The organism is Neptunitalea lumnitzerae (assembly GCF_027924185.1).
Classification (GTDB): Bacteria; Bacteroidota; Bacteroidia; order Flavobacteriales; family Flavobacteriaceae; genus Neptunitalea; species Neptunitalea lumnitzerae.
Genome location: NZ_BRVO01000005.1, coordinates 126688 through 142983 on the forward strand (window position 1 = coordinate 126688; position 16296 = coordinate 142983).

Sequence of the window (16296 nt, forward strand, 5' to 3'; positions counted from 1 at the left end):
TTTATATTAAGTTAACGGCTGCAAGTTCCGTTTTAAATTTTTTTAAAAGTTCAATGTTTTTTAATCCTGGTGCTGTTTCAAATTTACTATTTACATCTATAGCAATACATTTTTCAGATGCGGGTAAATTAAAAAAATCTTTAAGATTAAGTAATGATTCTATTCCAATACCACCACTTAAAAAATAAGGTTTGGTGGCATTATAGTTTTTTAAAACACTCCAATCAAAAGTGTATCCGTTACCCCCTGGTAGTTTTCCCTTGGTGTCAAATAAAAAATAATCTACATAAGGTTCATAAGCCGTTAACTTCGTAAAGTCAAAATCATCTTTTATTGAAAACACTTTTATAATTTGGGTATTGTGTAATACAGTTTTTAAGTATTTACAAAATTCTACAGACTCATTACCATGTAATTGAATAGCCCTTAATTGATGTGTGTCTATTCTATCTATGATAAACTCAACCGGACTATTCACAAATACCCCTGTTTTCATAATTGAATCTGGTAGAGTAGGTGTTGTTTGAGTAACGTAACGACTCGATTTATCGTAAAAGATAAAGCCCATATAATCTGGGTTTAATTTAGATAGCTCCAGAATATTATCGTTATCTCTCATACCGCAAACCTTCAGTTTCATGCTTCAATATTTTTAATGAATTCAGTGGCACTTTTTCCTGGGTTTTCAGTCTTCATAAAATTCTCTCCAATAAGAAAACCTTTAAAACCATAAGGCTGTAGTTGCTTAATAGCTGCAACACTACTGATGCCGCTTTCAGAAACCTTTACAAAATCATTAGGGATGTAATTAGATAAGTTTTGGCTAGTTTCTAAATGAACCTCAAAGTTTTTTAAGTTTCTATTGTTAACTCCTAGCATATCAATACTAGGCATTACCGACATATCTAACTCTTCTTTATTATGTACTTCAAGCAGTACTTCAAGTCCAAGGGATTTTGCTGTTTTAGATAATAATTCTATTTGTTTTCTGTCTAGTATGGCAGCTATTAATAAAATAACATCAGCTCCGTAGGCCTTCGCTTCTAATAGTTGGTATTCATCTATTACAAACTCTTTTCTTAAAAGCGGTAATAGGGTAGCAGCTCTGGCAAGTACTAAATCATCCAACGATCCTCCAAAGTATTTACCATCTGTTAATACAGACATACCACAAACTCCTGCTTGCTCATAACCCATAACTACGTCGGCTACATTTAAGGAGTGGTTGATAACCGATTTAGAAGGCGAACGTCTCTTATGTTCGGCTATAATACCACTATTACTTTTTCGTAATGCTTGTGCTAATGAAATAGTTTCTCTTTCAAAAAGAGTTGCTTTCTCTAAACTTGATTGGGGGATGATAGATTTTTTTAAGGCTACTTCCTTTCTTTTATCTATCACTATTTTATCTAGAATATTCATGGCGTTTTTAGTTTTGACTTAGGGTTCTAAGGGTTTCAAAAGATGCAAGTGCTTTACCCGATAAAAGCGATTCTTTAGCTATTTCAAAACCTTCTTTTGGAGACAGCTGTTTTACGGTAGCTATTGCAGTACCGGCATTGGCACATACTACATTCATTTGAGCATCGGTTGCATTACCTTTTAATACATTCATAAAAATTTGAGCAGTACCTTCAATAGTATCCGCTCCTTTTATAGCTTCTTGTGAATGTGCTTTTACTCCAAAATCTTCAGCTGTTAGCATTTGCTCAGCATTATTGGTAATCGCTTTAGTGACTCCTGTTAAAGATATTTCATCGTACCCATCTAAAGCGTGTAAAATGGTATAATTTTTATCTGTTTTTTGATAAAGATAACTATATAATCTGGCTAGTTCTAAGCTAAAGACACCTACCATTTGATGTTTAGGAAATGCTGGGTTAATCATGGGACCAAGCATGTTAAAGAATGTTTTAACACCAAGTTCTTTACGTATTGGTCCAACATTTTTCATAGCAGGGTGAAACAATTGTGCATGCAAGAAGCAGATATTAGCTTTTTCTACCGAACGTTTTAGAAAATCTACGTCACTCGTAAATTTAATACCTAAGTGCTCCATTACGTTACTAGATCCACATTTAGAAGACACTCCGTAATTACCATGTTTTGCTACATGTACACCAGCACCTGCCGTAACAAAGGATGATAAGGTAGAGATATTAAAGGTATCTTTGCCATCTCCTCCTGTTCCACAAAGGTCTATAGTTTCATACCCTCCAAGGTCTACAGGTATGCAAAGTTCTAAAAGGGCATCTCTAAAACCTTCTAGCTCATCTGTAGTAACGCTACGCATCATGTATACTGTTAAAAATGCAGCTATTTGACTGGTATTGTAGGCTCCGTTAGATATATTTACCAACACATTTCTTGCTTCTTCTTTAGAAATGGTTTCGTGATGTATAAGTCTATTTAATATTGTTTTCATGACATTTTTTGTATTTAATTAGTTTCAAAAGTTTTATCTGTTTTACATGTGATTAAGAACTTTGAAGCCAATTTTCTAATATTTTTTTGCCATGTGGGGTTAGTACCGATTCTGGGTGATATTGTACACCACTTACATCATATATGGCATGTCTTAACGACATGATTTGGTTGTTTTCATCTATAGAGGTGATTTCTAAAACCTCTGGTAGTTGTTCATTAGCTACTACCCAAGAGTGGTATCTGCCTACTTCAATTTCTCTAGGTAAATCTTTAAAAAGTACATCTTCTTTAGTTATGGTTACTTTTGTAGCTACTCCATGATAAACTTTGTTGAGGTTGGTAATGCTACCACCAAAAACTTCACCAATGGCTTGTAGGCCTAAGCATACTCCAAAGATACTTTTAGTAGGCGCATATTCTTTTATGATTTCTTTTAAAAGTCCTGCTTCGTCTGGTATTCCAGGCCCTGGAGAGAGTACTATTTTTTCAAAAGGTTCAACTTCATCTAAGGTAAGTTGGTCATTTCGCTTTACAGTAACATTGCAACCAAGGTCTTCTAGGTAGTGTACCAAATTGTAGGTAAAGCTGTCGTAATTATCTATCACTAAAATGTTCATTGTCTTAAATTTCTTTTGCTATTTCAATAGCCTTGGTTAATGCTCCTAGCTTATTATATACTTCTTGTAATTCTGATTCCTCGTTAGATTCCGATACCAAACCAGCACCTGCTTGGTAATGTAATTCATGGTTTTTGCTTAAAAATGTACGTATCATAATGGCATGGTTAAAATTGCCTTTAAAATCCATAAACCCGATGGCACCACCGTAAAAATCCCTATTGGTTTTTTCGTACTTCTCAATTAGTTGCATAGCCATGTGCTTTGGCGCTCCACTTAATGTACCAGCAGGGAAAGTGTCGGCAACCACCTGCATGGTTGGTATTTCAGGTTTTTTAGTTCCAGTAACTTTAGATACTAAGTGGATTACATGTGAAAAGTACTGAACCTCTTTATAAGTATCAACGGTAACATTGGTTCCGTTTCTGCTTAAATCATTTCTGGCAAGGTCAACAAGCATTACATGTTCTGCATTTTCTTTTTCATCAGCGGCTAATTTTTTAGCCAATTCAGCATCCTGAACATCGTTACCTGTTCTTTTAAAGGTACCGGCAATAGGGTGTATTTCTGCAATATTGTCTTGTACTACTAATTGTGCCTCTGGTGAGCTACCAAATATTTTGAAGTTACCGTAATCAAAATAAAACAGGTAAGGAGAAGGATTAATGCTTCTTAAAGCTCTGTATACGTTAAATTCGTCTCCTTTAAATTTTTGAGAAAAACGTCTGCTTAATACCAGTTGAAAAATGTCTCCTCTGTGGGCATGTTTTTTAGCAAGTTTTACGTGTTCTTTATATTCTGCATCAGTTAAAACAGAAGTAGGATCCCCTTCTGGTGTAAAGTTATAGGTAGTAAAATTACGTGCATTCAAGAGGGTTTCTATTTCTGCAATATTGTTTTCTTCTTCATAGCAATGCGCAAAAACATAAGCCTCATTTTTAAAATGATTAATGGCAATGATGTTTTGATATACAGAGTAAAAAGCATCAGGGATATTTAAAGAAGCTGGTTTTTTAGAAACCGTTACATCTTCAAAGTATTGTACTGCATCATACGCTAAATAACCAAACAAGCCATTATTTATAAATTTAAAAGTAGTTTCTTCTGCTTCAAATTGACTTGCAAAAGAGTTGATATGAGCCGGTACATTTACATGTTGGTCAATGCTCAACTCTTCTGAAGTACCATCAGGAAACGATTTTCTAATCTCATTATTCTCTAGAGAAATAGAAGCGATGGGATTAAAACAGATATAAGAAAAACTATTATTATTAGCGTGATAGTCACTACTTTCTAATAATATACTATTAGGGTAATGATCTCTAATTTTAAGGTATACACTTACCGGAGTAAGGGTGTCTGCCAGTAGGTGTTTGTAGTGTGTTTTGAGTTTAAATTTTTTCATTTTCGTTCATTTTTGACATAAAAAAAAGGCTTGTCGTGAAATTGACAAGCCTTTTAAAATATATTGTAATACTTATATAGGTGCTTTGCTCACGACTTTTGACGTAAGTTTATCCACCACCAAGTATTTGTTAATCTAATGTTCATTTTTGTTTTTTGTATAGTCAAAGATAGAAAGGTTCTTTTAAATAACCAATAGAAAAATATATTTTTAAACAAACAAACCGCCTTTAAGGCGGTTTGTTGTAACGTAAGTTTTATTAAAATGGGGGAAAAGGCTAATAAAAATTGATTTTTGGGGGCATCAATATTTTTTAGAATTGTAAGTCAACAACTAAGTCAAACTCATCATAGATAGTTTTATCTCCTAAACCATCAAAGAAACTACCAGATCCGTATCTTACATCATACTTAGAACGGTCAACTTTTAAGGTTGCAGTAGCTTTACTTCCGTATACAGACATATCAAAAGTAATAGGCTCTGTAGTTTTCTTAATAGTTAGGTTACCAGTTACTTTATAGCTGTTTTTACCAGTAGATTTCACTTTAGTAATAACTAACTTAGCAGTTTTGTAAGTGTCAGTACCAAAGAAATCTGCAGATTTTAAGTGACCATCAAGTTTACCTTTCATATCACCTTCTAAATCGGTAGCTCCGATAGTAGTCATATCAACAACAAACTCACCACCAGTTAATTTATCACCGTCAAATTTTAAAGTACCACTTTTAAGGTCAATAGTACCTTCGTGAGATCCTGTTACTTTGTAACCTTTCCAAGTGATTTTACTTTCACTTGCTTTCACTGTTTTTGTTTGTGCACTTACAGTAACAACTGCAACTAATGCTAAAGCTAATGCTGCTAACTTTTTTCTCATCGTTTTGTTTTTAAATTAATTTAATTATATAGTTGTAAATAAATCCTCTGTTGATTTTCTAACTTTTGCTGCATCTTTAGTTACGTCTTCTTCGCTTCTGTAACCAAGGGTAGCGATAACAGCAGTATGTAAACCTTTTTCTTTTAAGCCTAAAACATCATCAAAACCATTTGCATCAAAACCTTCCATAGGGCATACGTCAATTTTTAGCGTAGCTGCTGCAGATAAAAGGTTCCCTAGAGCAATATAAGCTTGTTTAGCAGACCAAGTAGCTTTTACTTCTTGTGGTAAGGCAACAACAGCACCATTTATCATTCCGCTAAATCCTTCTAAATTTTCTAAAGGCACGTTTCTAGTTTCACTAACAAGTTTCATGTAAGTATCTACATCTGCCGATGTAACATCAGTCTTAGCTGCAAAAACAAAAAGGTGAGAAGCTTCAGTAATTTGTGGTTGGTTGTAGCCAACAGCTCTCAGTTGTTCTCTTACTTCTTCGTTTTGTACATCAAAAACTTCATAAGGCTGCATTCCGTAAGAAGAGGCAGTTAATCTTACAGCTTCTTTTAAGATGTTAAGGTTGTCAGTGCTAATTTTTTTTGAGGAGTCAAATTGCTTAGTAGCATATCTCCACTCTAAACTTTCAATATAAGTACTCATAGTTATGATCTAAATTTTTCTAATAATTTATTTAACGTGTCTAATTCTTCTTCATTTAATTTATTGGTAAAATGTTCTTCATGTGCCTTTACTAAAGGGTCTAAAATTTTTAATAATTCTAAACCTTTGTCGGTAATAGAAACATCCATTTTACGTCTATTGTCTTTACAAACTCTTCTAGTTACCAGTTCTTTCTTTAAAAGTTTATCTACTAACCGAGTAGTGTTACTTGTTTTAGCAATCATTCGTTCTTGAATATCAGACATATTAAGAGCGTTTCCTTTTTGACCTCTCAAAATGCGTAAAACGTTAAATTGCTCGGTAGACATATCGAAGGGTTTCAGTGCTACGTAAAACGTTTCATTCAATTTAGAATTTGAATACATTACATTTAGTATCACTTTTTTTGAAATATCAACGTTTTCCGATTTTATGATTTCTTCGATTCTCATTTGTTGTTACAATATTTGTATATACAAATGTATGTATATTTTAGATACGAAAACTAAATGATATGTTAATTTTTTATAATTAGCAGTAATATCATCAGTATCAGTTATAAAGTAATAATAAAGTTTTGATAGAAATCTTGTGACAGTGTAACTTGAAAGAAAAAATATGCAAACATTTCTACAGAATTGGGGTGAAGCTGCTTATACAAGTGCTGGCTTTTTTTGGATGTCTGTGTGGGCATTCATGTTGGGTTATTTAATAAGTAGTTTTATTCAGGTATTTGTAACTGAGAAGCGCATGCAAAGTGCTATGGGACAAAAGGAATCTAAAGGAGTACTTTTGGGAAGCTTGTTTGGCTTTATAAGTAGCTCTTGTAGTTTTGCAGCATTAGCCTCAACAAAATCGTTATTTAAAAAGGGCGCTAGTTTTGTTTCTTCTATAGCGTTTTTACTAGCATCTACCAATTTAGTAATTGAATTGGGAATCATCATTTCTATTTTCTTAGGATGGCAATTTGTAGTTGGGGAGTATGCCGGTGGAGTTTTATTAATTCTAATTTCTTGGTTGCTTATTAAAATTATTAAACCTAAAAAACTAATAGAAGAAGCACGTAAGAATTTAGGAGAAGTAGATGAGGATAATAACAATAGTAAGACCTCTTTTTCTGAAAAAGTCCAATCTGAAGAAAACTGGGCTAAAGTGGCAAAGCAGTTTGGTATGGAATGGAAAATGGTTTGGAAAGATGTTACTGTAGGTTTTACAATTGCAGGAATTGTAGCTGCTTTTGTACCTGATTCATTTTTTCAAACCCTATTTATAAATACTGGAGGAGAAAATACAGATTATGGTTTCTTTACCATTTTAGAGCATATTGTTATTGGTCCGGTAGTGGCTTTTATTACGTTTATAGGGTCTATGGGTAATATACCTTTGGCTGCCTTACTCTTTGGTAAGGGGGTAAGTTTTGCAGGTGTTATAGCGTTTATATTTAGCGATTTGGTAGTGTTTCCGGTACTGAGAATCAACGCTAAGTATTATGGGTGGAAAATGGCTTTATTTATTATGTTATTATTGTTTGTATCTCTTATTGGTGCTTCGTTGGTACTTTATTACGGTTTTGAAGCCTTTCAATTATTACCAGACCCATCACAAGTGACAATAAGTAGTCAAGAGTTTTTTAAAGTAAACTATACCTTATTCTTAAATATAGGCTTTATACTACTGTCTGGATATTTATTTTACTTGGCTCATGTGAAGTATAAAGACATGATGTATATGAAAGAGATGGCTCCTAAAAGTAAAGTTTTAGAGCAGGTTTTAAGGTATGCTGCAATAGTTTGTTATGTTTGGTTAATTGGAGGGCTTGTTGTTAAAGTATTTATAAACTCTTAATAATCTAGGTTTCACCTTGTTTAAAATATTTAATTTTAACACTTATAGATAAAATAAGCTGGAAAATGTAAGTGATATTACTTTGGATTTTAGATGGGTAAATGCTTCTTATTCTAGTTTTTGTGTAAAATTATATAATGATAAAAAAAATACGTTCTATCACTTTTTTAATGCTACTAACACTAGGCGCATTTTCGTGTGATTCTAAACCAGAGCATAAAGAGAAGGATAATAAAACGGCTTCTGAAATAACAGAAACGAAACCAGAGGAATCTACAGACTTACCTAAGTTAATCAATAGTGGTGATAAGGAAATTAGAGTCATGAACTTCTCTGAACTTCAAAAAGAAGTACTAAGTGTGAATGACGATAAAACTTATGTAATAAACTTTTGGGCAACTTGGTGTGGTCCTTGCGTTAAAGAATTGCCACATTTTGAAGAGTTAAACGCTAAGTATGCTGTAGATAATGTAGAAGTTATATTGGTAAGTTTAGATTTTCCTAATAAGGTAGAAACCCAATTACTACCCTTTTTAGCTAAAAAGGATATTCAAAGTAAAGTGGTGTTTTTAAATGATACGCATATGAATGAGTGGATTCCAAAAGTATCAAAAGATTGGTCAGGGGCAATTCCTGCCACCCTTATTTATAATAAGGATAAACGAGCCTTTTATGAACAATCATTTACCTTTTTAGAATTAGAAGAAACCGTAAAGAATTATTTTTAAGATATGAAAACATTTAAAATATTAGCAGGACTTTCCTTAGCCATTCTGATAATGGCTTTTGTGCCAAAGTCAATTAAAGAAATTGGCAAGTCGAACGGATACCAAATAGGAGATGTAGTAACTACTTTTAAACTTAAAAATGTAGATGGTAAAATGGTTTCTTTAGATGATTATGCATCTAAGAAAGGTGTGATAGTAGTTTTTACTTGCAATAGCTGCCCTTTTGCTAAAGCATACGAAAGTAGAATAATGGATTTAGATAAAAAGTATGCTGCTAAAGGGGTGCCGGTATTGGCTATTAACCCAAACAATCCGAAAGTAAAACCAGAAGATAGTTTTGAAAACATGCAAGAACGTGCCAAGACTATGAATTATACATTTCCTTATTTATTAGATGAGAAACAAACCGTATATCCTCAGTTTGGCGCTACCAAAACGCCGCATGTGTTTTTATTACAGAATACAAAAGAAGGAAGTGTGGTAAAATATATAGGAGCAATAGATGATAATGCGTTTGATGCAACCCAAGTAGAAACTAAGTTTTTAGAAAATGCAGTAGATGCAATGTTAAGTGGAAAAGCAATTACTACCGAAACTACAAAAGCGATAGGATGTACTATTAAAGTGTAACAACTATTGATATTTAAGTAAGAGAATAGTATTTTTGATTAAAACAAAAATTATGAATTTATCACAAGAAGAGTGGGCAGAGCAATTTAAAAATGATGATAATGCCTTTTTATTAGATGTTAGAACTCCTGAAGAGTTTGAAGATACACATATACCTGGGGCTACCAACATAGATATATATAAAGGACAAGGATTTATTTATGAAGTTGATGAATTAGATAAATCTAAGAACTTTTATGTGTATTGCCGTTCTGGAGCACGAAGCGCAAAGGCTTGCCAAATATTAGAAGAAATGGGTATTGAGAATACGTATAATCTTTTAGGAGGTATCATGGAGTGGGAAGGCGAAACTGAATAAGGAAAACCACATAGAATAGAATAAAAAAATCCCGTATTTACACGGGATTTTTTTATTGTGGTATCTATGAAAGAAGATTTTCTACATTTTCTCTGGAAGTTTAAGAAACTTGATTTTACGCAGTTAAAAACAACTGAGGGATGCAATCTTTATATTGAACGTTTTGGAACTTACAATACCTTGTCGGGTCCAGATTTTTCTAATGCTATAGTAATTATAGATAGGCAGTATTGGGCTGGTACTGTAGAAATGCATTTAAAGTCTTCAGACTGGTTTGCGCATGGACACGAGAAAGACCCTGCTTATAACAATGTAATACTTCATGTGGTATGGGAGCATGATGTAGAAGTATTTAATAGTAACAACCAAACCTTACCCGTATTAGAATTAAAGCACTACACCAGTTTAGGTATACTTAACGATTATCAAAAGTTACTTTACCATAAATATCATTTTATCAACTGTGAGAAACAGTTACAACATACAAACGATTTTGTGCGCTCATCATGGTTAGAACGTTTGTACTTTGAAAGATTGGAAGAAAAGTCAAAATTAGTAAAGCAGCTACTTAAAGAAACAGATAACAATTGGGAGGCCGTTCTATTTCAAATGTTAATGAAAAGTTTCGGAGGTAATATAAACGGAGCATCGTTTTTGTCTATAGCACAGAGTGTAAACTTCTCCCATGTACAAAAGTTGTTTCAGAACCCAGTACAGTTAGAAAGTGTATTTATGGGACAGGCAGGGTTGTTGTCGTCTGAAATTCCATCTGCTTATGAGAAGCTTCTTAGGAAAGAGTATGCCTATGTAAAGCATAAATTTGGTTTAAGTAATACAGGAGTTTTACCTCCTCAGTTTTTTAAATTAAGACCTTATAATTTTCCAACACTCAGACTATCTCAATTAGCACAATTGTATCATCAGCATCAGCAGTTATTTTCTTTGGTGATGAGTTTAGATAAAATCTCAGATTATCATAAAGTGCTAGAAGTGCCAACTTCTGAGTTCTGGGAAGACCATTATACGTTTCAAAAACAGTCGAAAAGAGTAAAGAAAAAACTTTCTTCAAATTTTATTCAGTTATTAATAATAAATACGCTTATACCTTTACGGTTTAGTTTTATGAAGTATAAAGGAGAGGAGGATATGGAAAAATTGATGAATTTAATGATGGCACTACCAGCAGAGAAAAATGCGGTAGTTGCTGGATTTAAGTCTTATAAATTAAATGTTCAAAATGCTTTAGAATCGCAATCCCTAGTTCAGTTATATCATCAGTATTGTAAAGCCCATAAGTGTTTACAATGTTCTTTAGGGGTGAATATTTTAAAATAAAATTTGAATTTATTAGTATCTTTACCCGTATGAAATGGTTTGATAATATTAAGTACTTTTTTGAGAGAAACGGTTTTGAGGTTTCCACTAGGTTTGCAGAGCGACTTGGAATGAAGGCTAAAAATGTACGTTTGTTTTTTATCTATCTAACGTTTGCCACTTTTGGAATTTGGTTTGCGGTGTATTTAACCTTGGCTTTTTTATTAAAGTTAAAAGATCTTATTTATACAAAACGTACTTCTGTATTTGATTTGTAATATATGTTTAAACTTTTTAGAGCCAGACTTTATATTGCAATCTCCCTATTTCTGACAATGATAGTTAGTGGGGTAGTGGGGTATCGTGTTATTGCCGGATACTCATGGGTAGAGGCAACTTGGATGACTATAATTACGGCATCTACCGTTGGGTATAGTGAAATACGACCTACCGATGAACCTACCAAAATATTTACCGTTGTTTTTATTGTTTGTAGCCTTTTTGTTATCGCTTTTGCAGTTTCTGTAGTTACTGAATATTTACTGGCACGTAGTACGATCTATAATGTTAAACATCGACGCATGAAAAAGAAAATTGACTCTTTAAAAAATCACGTTATAATTTGTGGATATGGACGAAATGGGAAGCAAGCTGCTGAAAAATTAAAAGCTTATAAGCGTCCGTTTGTTATTGTAGAAAAGAACGAAGAGATATCTAACCAAATACCAGACGATGTATTGTATATTTTGGGTAACGCCAATGAAGATGAGCTGCTAAAAAGTGCAGGAGTAGAAAGAGCGGCTTGTTTAATCTGTGCTTTGCCCGATGATGCCTCCAATTTGTTTGTGGTACTATCGGCTAGGCAATTGAATAAAAACATGACCATAGTCAGCAGGGCATCAGATGAAAATTCTTTGCGTAAATTAAAGTTAGCAGGAGCAGATAAAACCGTGATGCCAGATAAAATAGGAGGAGACCACATGGCAGCAATGGTAGTTTTGCCAGATTTGGTTCATTTTATGGATCAGTTAGCTTTTGATGGTAAATCAAATATTAATTTAGAGGAAATTTCTATTGATGAAATTTCAAAAGGGCAAGAAGCTAGTTCTATACTAGATTTAGATATTCGTAAAAAAACAGGGTGTAATGTGATAGGTTATAAAAAACCGAATGGAGAATATATAGTAAATCCTGAGAGTACGCAACTACTTGAAGCTCATTCTAAACTTATAGTTTTAGGTAGACCAGAACAAATAGTGAAATTAAATGAACTGTTCAGGATTAATTCCAACGAATTTTATCACAATTAAGACGTTTAACTTGATTATTGGTTAAATTTTTAAGAAATTGCCACCATCTTTTAAGTAAATTTAACTAAAAAATATAATAGAGACTGATTTTATGAAGAAAAAACTTCTAACCTTTCTACTAGCAATACTTCCAATTTTAAACTTTGCTCAGGAAAGCTCAACAGAGAATGAATTGAGTACCTCAGAAAAAATAGACGCCACTTTTAAGAGTTATACAGGTTGGTTTGTTGAAGGTATTTTTTCAGAAATTAAATTTGGTTCTGTCGATGCCAAAGTTACTTTAGATTTAACTAACGAAACACCAGATAACTACTCTAGAGAAATAGTAGGTGATACCTTATTTGTAAGTAATATTTTAATGCCTAGTGCAAAAATAGCAGAGGAAGTAGAAACAACAGCTCAAAACGTTACCGTTAAAGAGGGTGCTGTTTTAGCAATACCTACTGCTGCCTTGGCACAAACAAGTGAAGTAACGGTAGACGCTTGGTCTCCGTATGCTAAAATTCCTTGGGTGTTAATTGTATTGATTGGTGGAGCATTGTTCTTTACAATTTACTTTAAGTTTATCAATTTTACTGGGTTTGCAACCTCTATTAGAGTTGTACAAGGTAAATATGAAGATATAGAAAAGCATGGTGTAGATACCTTATATGGTGAAGATACTACACAAGATGAAGCTTTAGAGGCAATTGAAGAAGATGGAGCAGATGGAGAAGTTTCTCACTTCCAAGCATTAACTGCTGCATTGTCTGCTACAGTTGGTTTAGGTAATATTGCAGGGGTTGCTGTAGCATTGTCTATAGGTGGTCCTGGGGCTACCTTTTGGATGATTGTTGCCGGATTATTAGGGATGGCTTCTAAGTTTGCCGAGTGTACTTTAGGAGTTAAATATAGAGATGTAGGACCTGATGGTACTGTATACGGAGGACCAATGTACTACTTAACTAAAGGATTAAAAGAAAAAGGAGCTGGAGGTTTTGGTAAAGTATTGGCAATTATATTCGCAATCTTTGTTGTAGGAGGTTCGTTTGGTGGTGGTAACATGTTCCAAGCAAATCAGGCAGCTGCTCAGTTTGTGAAATTATTAGGTACTGAAAATGAAAATGCCGGAATGTATTTTGGTATGGTAATGGCAGTTATTGTTGCTGTGGTTATTATTGGAGGTATTAAAAGAATTGCTTCAGTAACCGAAAAAATTGTGCCATTTATGGCTGGTATCTATGTAGTGGCATCTTTAGTAATTTTAGGATTCCATTTCGATCAGATAGGTGATGCATTTGGACTGATATTTGAAGGAGCATTTTCAGGTTTAGGAATTGCAGGTGGACTTATAGGGGTAATGATTCAAGGTATTAGACGTGGTGCTTTCTCTAACGAGGCAGGTGTTGGTTCTGCTGCTATTGCGCACTCTGCTGTGCGTACCAAGTATGCAGCTAGTGAGGGTATTGTAGCTTTATTAGAGCCGTTTGTAGATACTGTAGTTATTTGTACAATGACAGCATTGGTTATTATCATTACTAATTTTGATGGTTCTGTAATGCAGTATGGTGTAGAGGTTAAAGAGGGTGTTGAGAAAACAGCTATAGCTTTTGATAGTGTAATTCCTCATTTCTCTATTGTGTTAACTATAGCGGTTATCTTGTTTGCTTTCTCTACCATGATTTCTTGGTCTTACTATGGTATGCAAGGATGGAAGTTCTTATTTGGTAAAGGAAAAATAACAGATTTAATCTATAAGATTTTATTCTTGATGTTTGTTGTGGTAGGTGCTTCTATTAGTTTAGGTGCTGTAATTGACTTTTCAGATGCTATGATTTTTGCTATGGTTGTGCCTAATATTATAGGGGTAGTGTTATTATCTCCTGTAGTAAGAAAAGAGCTTAACAGATATTTAAACGCTATACATAAAAAGCATGAAGCATTAGAAGAAGGTGCTGATGATTTAGCAAAATAATAATAAGATATATAATGAGTACAAAATCCCATTTCCAATTTCAGAAGAAAGAGCGAAATGGGATTTTGCTTTTAGTGCTACTTATAGTGGTTATACAAGCCATTTATTTTGTAGTTAAATTTACAGGTGTTTCCAATGCTTATAATGAAGAAGCTTCTTTAGAAGTTAATGGTTTTATAGATAGTCTTATTCTTAAAGAGCAGCAAAAGAAATATACCATTCAACCATTTAACCCAAATTATATAACCGATGCAAAAGGATATACCTTGGGTATGTCAGTAGAAGAAATTGATAGGTTACTCTCTTTTAGAGAAAGTAATAGCTTTGTTAACTCGGCAAAGGAGTTTCAAGAGGTTACACAGGTTTCTAATAAATGGTTAGATAGCATATCTCCCTATTTTAAATTTCCGGAATGGACACAAAAGAAATCAGCTTTAAGTACTAAAGAAACAAATACCATAGTATTAGATTTTTCAGAGTCAAATGAAAAGAAGATGGATATTAACCAGGCTTCGGAGGAAGATTTAATAGCGGTTAAAGGAATAGGAAAAGTGCTTGCTGAGCGTATTATAACGTATAGAGTAAAGTTGCATGGTTTTTCTTTAGATGATCAACTATACGAAGTTTGGGGTATTGATGAACCTACAATAAGCAAGGTGTTAGAAACCTTTACAGTTATTTCTAGTCCTGCTATTGAAAAGGTAAATTTGAATACGATTTCTCTAAAAAGACTAACAGAAAATCCGTATTTGACTTACAAAACTGCTAAATCTATTTTAAAATTTAGGAGTAGTCACGGAAATATTACTACATTTGAAGAACTGCTGAACGCTCAAATAATAACAGAGAAACAATTTAGCAGGCTTCCCCTTTATTTCTATTTAACTAACTAATAACCACTACTGCTTTGAAAAATACAAATAGTTTGTACTGTTTATATTTTTGTCTAAAGTAAACATTGATATATGGATATAGATACTTCATTGGATATGAATTTTGAGTATTCTGAAACTCAACAAATGGTTGCAGAATCTGCAAGAGATTTTTCTTTACAGTTTATAAAGCCTCATGTGAGAACATGGGATGAACAACAAATATTTCCCGTAGATGTTTTTAAAAAGGCTGGAGAGTATGGCTTTATGGGAATTTTGGTTCCTGAGCATTACGGTGGTTCTGGTTTAGGATACCATGAATATGTTGCTATTATAGAAGAGATATCTAAAATAGACCCTTCTATTGGTTTGTCTGTAGCAGCACATAATTCACTTTGTACAAATCATATTCTATCTTTTGGTAACGAAGATCAAAAGGCGAAGTGGTTGCCTAAATTGGCTACAGGAGAATGGATTGGTGCCTGGGGATTAACTGAACATAATACAGGTTCTGATGCTGGCGGTATGAATACGACTGCTGTGAAAGATGGTAATGAATGGATTATTAATGGAGCTAAGAATTTTATAACACACGGTAAAAGTGGTGATGTAGCTGTAGTTATTATAAGAACTGGAGAAAAAGGAGATAGTAGGGGTATGACCGCTTTTGTGATAGAAAAAGGAACACCTGGTTTTTCTAGTGGTAAAAAAGAAGATAAGCTTGGTATGCGTGCTAGTGAAACTACAGAACTTGTTTTTCAAGATTGTAGAATTTCAGATGAAAATAGGTTAGGAGAGGTAGGAGAAGGTTTTATTCAAGCGATGAAAATATTAGACGGAGGGCGCATATCTATAGCAGCATTATCTTTAGGTATTGCTAAAGGTGCTTACGAAGCCGCTTTACAATATTCTAAAGAAAGAGTACAGTTTGGTAAGCCAATTAGCGCTTTTCAAGGGGTTTCTTTTAAATTGGCAGACATGGCAACGCAAATTGAAGCTTCAGAGTTACTAATACATAAAGCAGCTTCTTTAAAAAATAAACACCTTCCTGTTACTAAAATTGGGGCTATGGCTAAAATGTACGCTTCTGAAGCTTGCGTAGCAATAGCCAATGAAGCGATACAAATACACGGAGGTTATGGATACACCAAAGATTTTCCTGTAGAGAAGTTCTACAGAGACGCTAAATTGTGTACCATAGGTGAAGGCACTACAGAGATTCAAAAAGTAGTTATCTCAAGAAATATACTTTCCTAAGTACTTCTTAATTTAAGAAGTTATTAACACTATAACGTTTAAGTTAAT

At 33.6% G+C, this 16296-nt stretch carries 18 protein-coding genes; 10 read left to right on the plus strand and 8 right to left on the minus strand.

Translation table 11 applies throughout. From position 1 onward, the window contains the following. Window position 1 precedes the first annotated feature (1 nt). The 8 genes from Y10_RS16610 to Y10_RS16645 form a co-directional block, all read right to left on the minus strand. On the minus strand, window positions 2-640 hold the full coding sequence (locus Y10_RS16610; protein ID WP_281766549.1) for a phosphoribosylanthranilate isomerase: 639 nt from the start codon (window positions 638-640) through the stop codon (window positions 2-4). Continuing rightward, entirely contained in the window at window positions 637-1422 is a 786-nt protein-coding gene (trpC, locus tag Y10_RS16615; protein WP_281766550.1) for an indole-3-glycerol phosphate synthase TrpC, read from the minus strand. Before trpC ends, Y10_RS16610 begins: the two co-directional genes overlap by 4 nt. A gap of 7 nt (window positions 1423-1429) precedes the next feature. Beyond that, entirely contained in the window at window positions 1430-2425 is a 996-nt protein-coding gene (gene trpD / locus Y10_RS16620) for an anthranilate phosphoribosyltransferase (protein ID WP_281766551.1), read from the minus strand. Between the two features lie 52 nt (window positions 2426-2477). Next, window positions 2478-3044, minus strand: a complete 567-nt coding sequence (locus tag Y10_RS16625; RefSeq protein ID WP_281766552.1) for an anthranilate synthase component II — start codon at window positions 3042-3044, stop codon at window positions 2478-2480. A gap of 4 nt (window positions 3045-3048) precedes the next feature. After that, window positions 3049-4449: an anthranilate synthase component I family protein gene (locus Y10_RS16630; protein ID WP_281766553.1), complete on the minus strand. Its 1401-nt coding sequence runs from the start codon at window positions 4447-4449 to the stop codon at window positions 3049-3051. Window positions 4450-4762: 313 nt separating this feature from the next. Continuing rightward, window positions 4763-5323, minus strand: coding sequence for a YceI family protein (locus Y10_RS16635; protein WP_281766554.1), 561 nt, complete (start codon window positions 5321-5323; stop codon window positions 4763-4765). Between the two features lie 24 nt (window positions 5324-5347). Next, window positions 5348-5980, minus strand: a complete 633-nt coding sequence (locus Y10_RS16640; protein WP_281766555.1) for an NAD(P)H-dependent oxidoreductase — start codon at window positions 5978-5980, stop codon at window positions 5348-5350. 2 nt (window positions 5981-5982) lie between these two features. Beyond that, window positions 5983-6432, minus strand: coding sequence for a MarR family winged helix-turn-helix transcriptional regulator (locus Y10_RS16645; RefSeq protein ID WP_281766556.1), 450 nt, complete (start codon window positions 6430-6432; stop codon window positions 5983-5985). 166 nt (window positions 6433-6598) lie between these two features. Here Y10_RS16645 and Y10_RS16650 point away from each other — a divergent pair, with 166 nt between their 5' ends. The 10 genes from Y10_RS16650 to Y10_RS16695 all read left to right on the plus strand — a co-directional run bounded on the left by Y10_RS16650 (window position 6599) and on the right by Y10_RS16695 (window position 16248). Continuing rightward, window positions 6599-7825 (plus strand): permease, encoded by a 1227-nt coding sequence (locus Y10_RS16650; protein ID WP_281766557.1) that lies wholly within the window; start codon window positions 6599-6601, stop codon window positions 7823-7825. A 137-nt stretch (window positions 7826-7962) separates the two neighbouring features. Further along, window positions 7963-8553, plus strand: coding sequence for a TlpA disulfide reductase family protein (locus tag Y10_RS16655; RefSeq protein ID WP_281766558.1), 591 nt, complete (start codon window positions 7963-7965; stop codon window positions 8551-8553). 3 nt (window positions 8554-8556) lie between these two features. Beyond that, window positions 8557-9183 carry a thioredoxin family protein gene (locus Y10_RS16660; protein WP_281766559.1) on the plus strand — a complete coding sequence of 209 codons (627 nt, stop codon included), beginning with the start codon at window positions 8557-8559 and terminating at the stop codon, window positions 9181-9183. Between the two features lie 52 nt (window positions 9184-9235). Continuing rightward, on the plus strand, window positions 9236-9541 hold the full coding sequence (locus Y10_RS16665; RefSeq protein WP_281766560.1) for a rhodanese-like domain-containing protein: 306 nt from the start codon (window positions 9236-9238) through the stop codon (window positions 9539-9541). A gap of 66 nt (window positions 9542-9607) precedes the next feature. Beyond that, window positions 9608-10876 carry a DUF2851 family protein gene (locus tag Y10_RS16670; protein WP_281766561.1) on the plus strand — a complete coding sequence of 423 codons (1269 nt, stop codon included), beginning with the start codon at window positions 9608-9610 and terminating at the stop codon, window positions 10874-10876. 29 nt (window positions 10877-10905) lie between these two features. Then, window positions 10906-11133 (plus strand): PspC domain-containing protein, encoded by a 228-nt coding sequence (locus Y10_RS16675; RefSeq protein WP_281766562.1) that lies wholly within the window; start codon window positions 10906-10908, stop codon window positions 11131-11133. 3 nt (window positions 11134-11136) lie between these two features. After that, a complete protein-coding gene (locus Y10_RS16680; protein ID WP_281766563.1) occupies window positions 11137-12165 on the plus strand; it encodes a potassium channel family protein in 1029 nt (342 codons plus the stop codon). A 91-nt stretch (window positions 12166-12256) separates the two neighbouring features. Then, a complete protein-coding gene (locus tag Y10_RS16685; RefSeq protein WP_281766564.1) occupies window positions 12257-14119 on the plus strand; it encodes an alanine/glycine:cation symporter family protein in 1863 nt (620 codons plus the stop codon). A gap of 14 nt (window positions 14120-14133) precedes the next feature. Beyond that, window positions 14134-15012: a ComEA family DNA-binding protein gene (locus Y10_RS16690; protein WP_281766565.1), complete on the plus strand. Its 879-nt coding sequence runs from the start codon at window positions 14134-14136 to the stop codon at window positions 15010-15012. A 96-nt stretch (window positions 15013-15108) separates the two neighbouring features. Beyond that, entirely contained in the window at window positions 15109-16248 is a 1140-nt protein-coding gene (locus Y10_RS16695) for an acyl-CoA dehydrogenase family protein (RefSeq protein ID WP_281766590.1), read from the plus strand. Window positions 16249-16296 lie beyond the last annotated feature (48 nt).

Excerpts from the sequence above, each read along its gene's own strand:
- Y10_RS16670 (WP_281766561.1), top strand. The coding sequence starts at position 9,608 with ATGAAAGAAGATTTTCTACATTTTCTCTGGAAGTTTAAGAAACTTGAT.
- Y10_RS16690 (WP_281766565.1), top strand. The coding sequence starts at position 14,134 with ATGAGTACAAAATCCCATTTCCAATTTCAGAAGAAAGAGCGAAATGGG.
- Y10_RS16675 (WP_281766562.1), top strand. The coding sequence starts at position 10,906 with ATGAAATGGTTTGATAATATTAAGTACTTTTTTGAGAGAAACGGTTTT.
- Y10_RS16695 (WP_281766590.1), top strand. The coding sequence starts at position 15,109 with ATGAATTTTGAGTATTCTGAAACTCAACAAATGGTTGCAGAATCTGCA.
- trpD (WP_281766551.1), bottom strand. The coding sequence starts at position 2,425 with ATGAAAACAATATTAAATAGACTTATACATCACGAAACCATTTCTAAA.
- Y10_RS16650 (WP_281766557.1), top strand. The coding sequence starts at position 6,599 with ATGCAAACATTTCTACAGAATTGGGGTGAAGCTGCTTATACAAGTGCT.
- Y10_RS16630 (WP_281766553.1), bottom strand. The coding sequence starts at position 4,449 with ATGAAAAAATTTAAACTCAAAACACACTACAAACACCTACTGGCAGAC.
- Y10_RS16685 (WP_281766564.1), top strand. The coding sequence starts at position 12,257 with ATGAAGAAAAAACTTCTAACCTTTCTACTAGCAATACTTCCAATTTTA.
- Y10_RS16665 (WP_281766560.1), top strand. The coding sequence starts at position 9,236 with ATGAATTTATCACAAGAAGAGTGGGCAGAGCAATTTAAAAATGATGAT.
- Y10_RS16680 (WP_281766563.1), top strand. The coding sequence starts at position 11,137 with ATGTTTAAACTTTTTAGAGCCAGACTTTATATTGCAATCTCCCTATTT.
- Y10_RS16625 (WP_281766552.1), bottom strand. The coding sequence starts at position 3,044 with ATGAACATTTTAGTGATAGATAATTACGACAGCTTTACCTACAATTTG.
- Y10_RS16610 (WP_281766549.1), bottom strand. The coding sequence starts at position 640 with ATGAAACTGAAGGTTTGCGGTATGAGAGATAACGATAATATTCTGGAG.
- Y10_RS16640 (WP_281766555.1), bottom strand. The coding sequence starts at position 5,980 with ATGAGTACTTATATTGAAAGTTTAGAGTGGAGATATGCTACTAAGCAA.
- Y10_RS16660 (WP_281766559.1), top strand. The coding sequence starts at position 8,557 with ATGAAAACATTTAAAATATTAGCAGGACTTTCCTTAGCCATTCTGATA.
- trpC (WP_281766550.1), bottom strand. The coding sequence starts at position 1,422 with ATGAATATTCTAGATAAAATAGTGATAGATAAAAGAAAGGAAGTAGCC.
- Y10_RS16645 (WP_281766556.1), bottom strand. The coding sequence starts at position 6,432 with ATGAGAATCGAAGAAATCATAAAATCGGAAAACGTTGATATTTCAAAA.
- Y10_RS16655 (WP_281766558.1), top strand. The coding sequence starts at position 7,963 with ATGATAAAAAAAATACGTTCTATCACTTTTTTAATGCTACTAACACTA.
- Y10_RS16635 (WP_281766554.1), bottom strand. The coding sequence starts at position 5,323 with ATGAGAAAAAAGTTAGCAGCATTAGCTTTAGCATTAGTTGCAGTTGTT.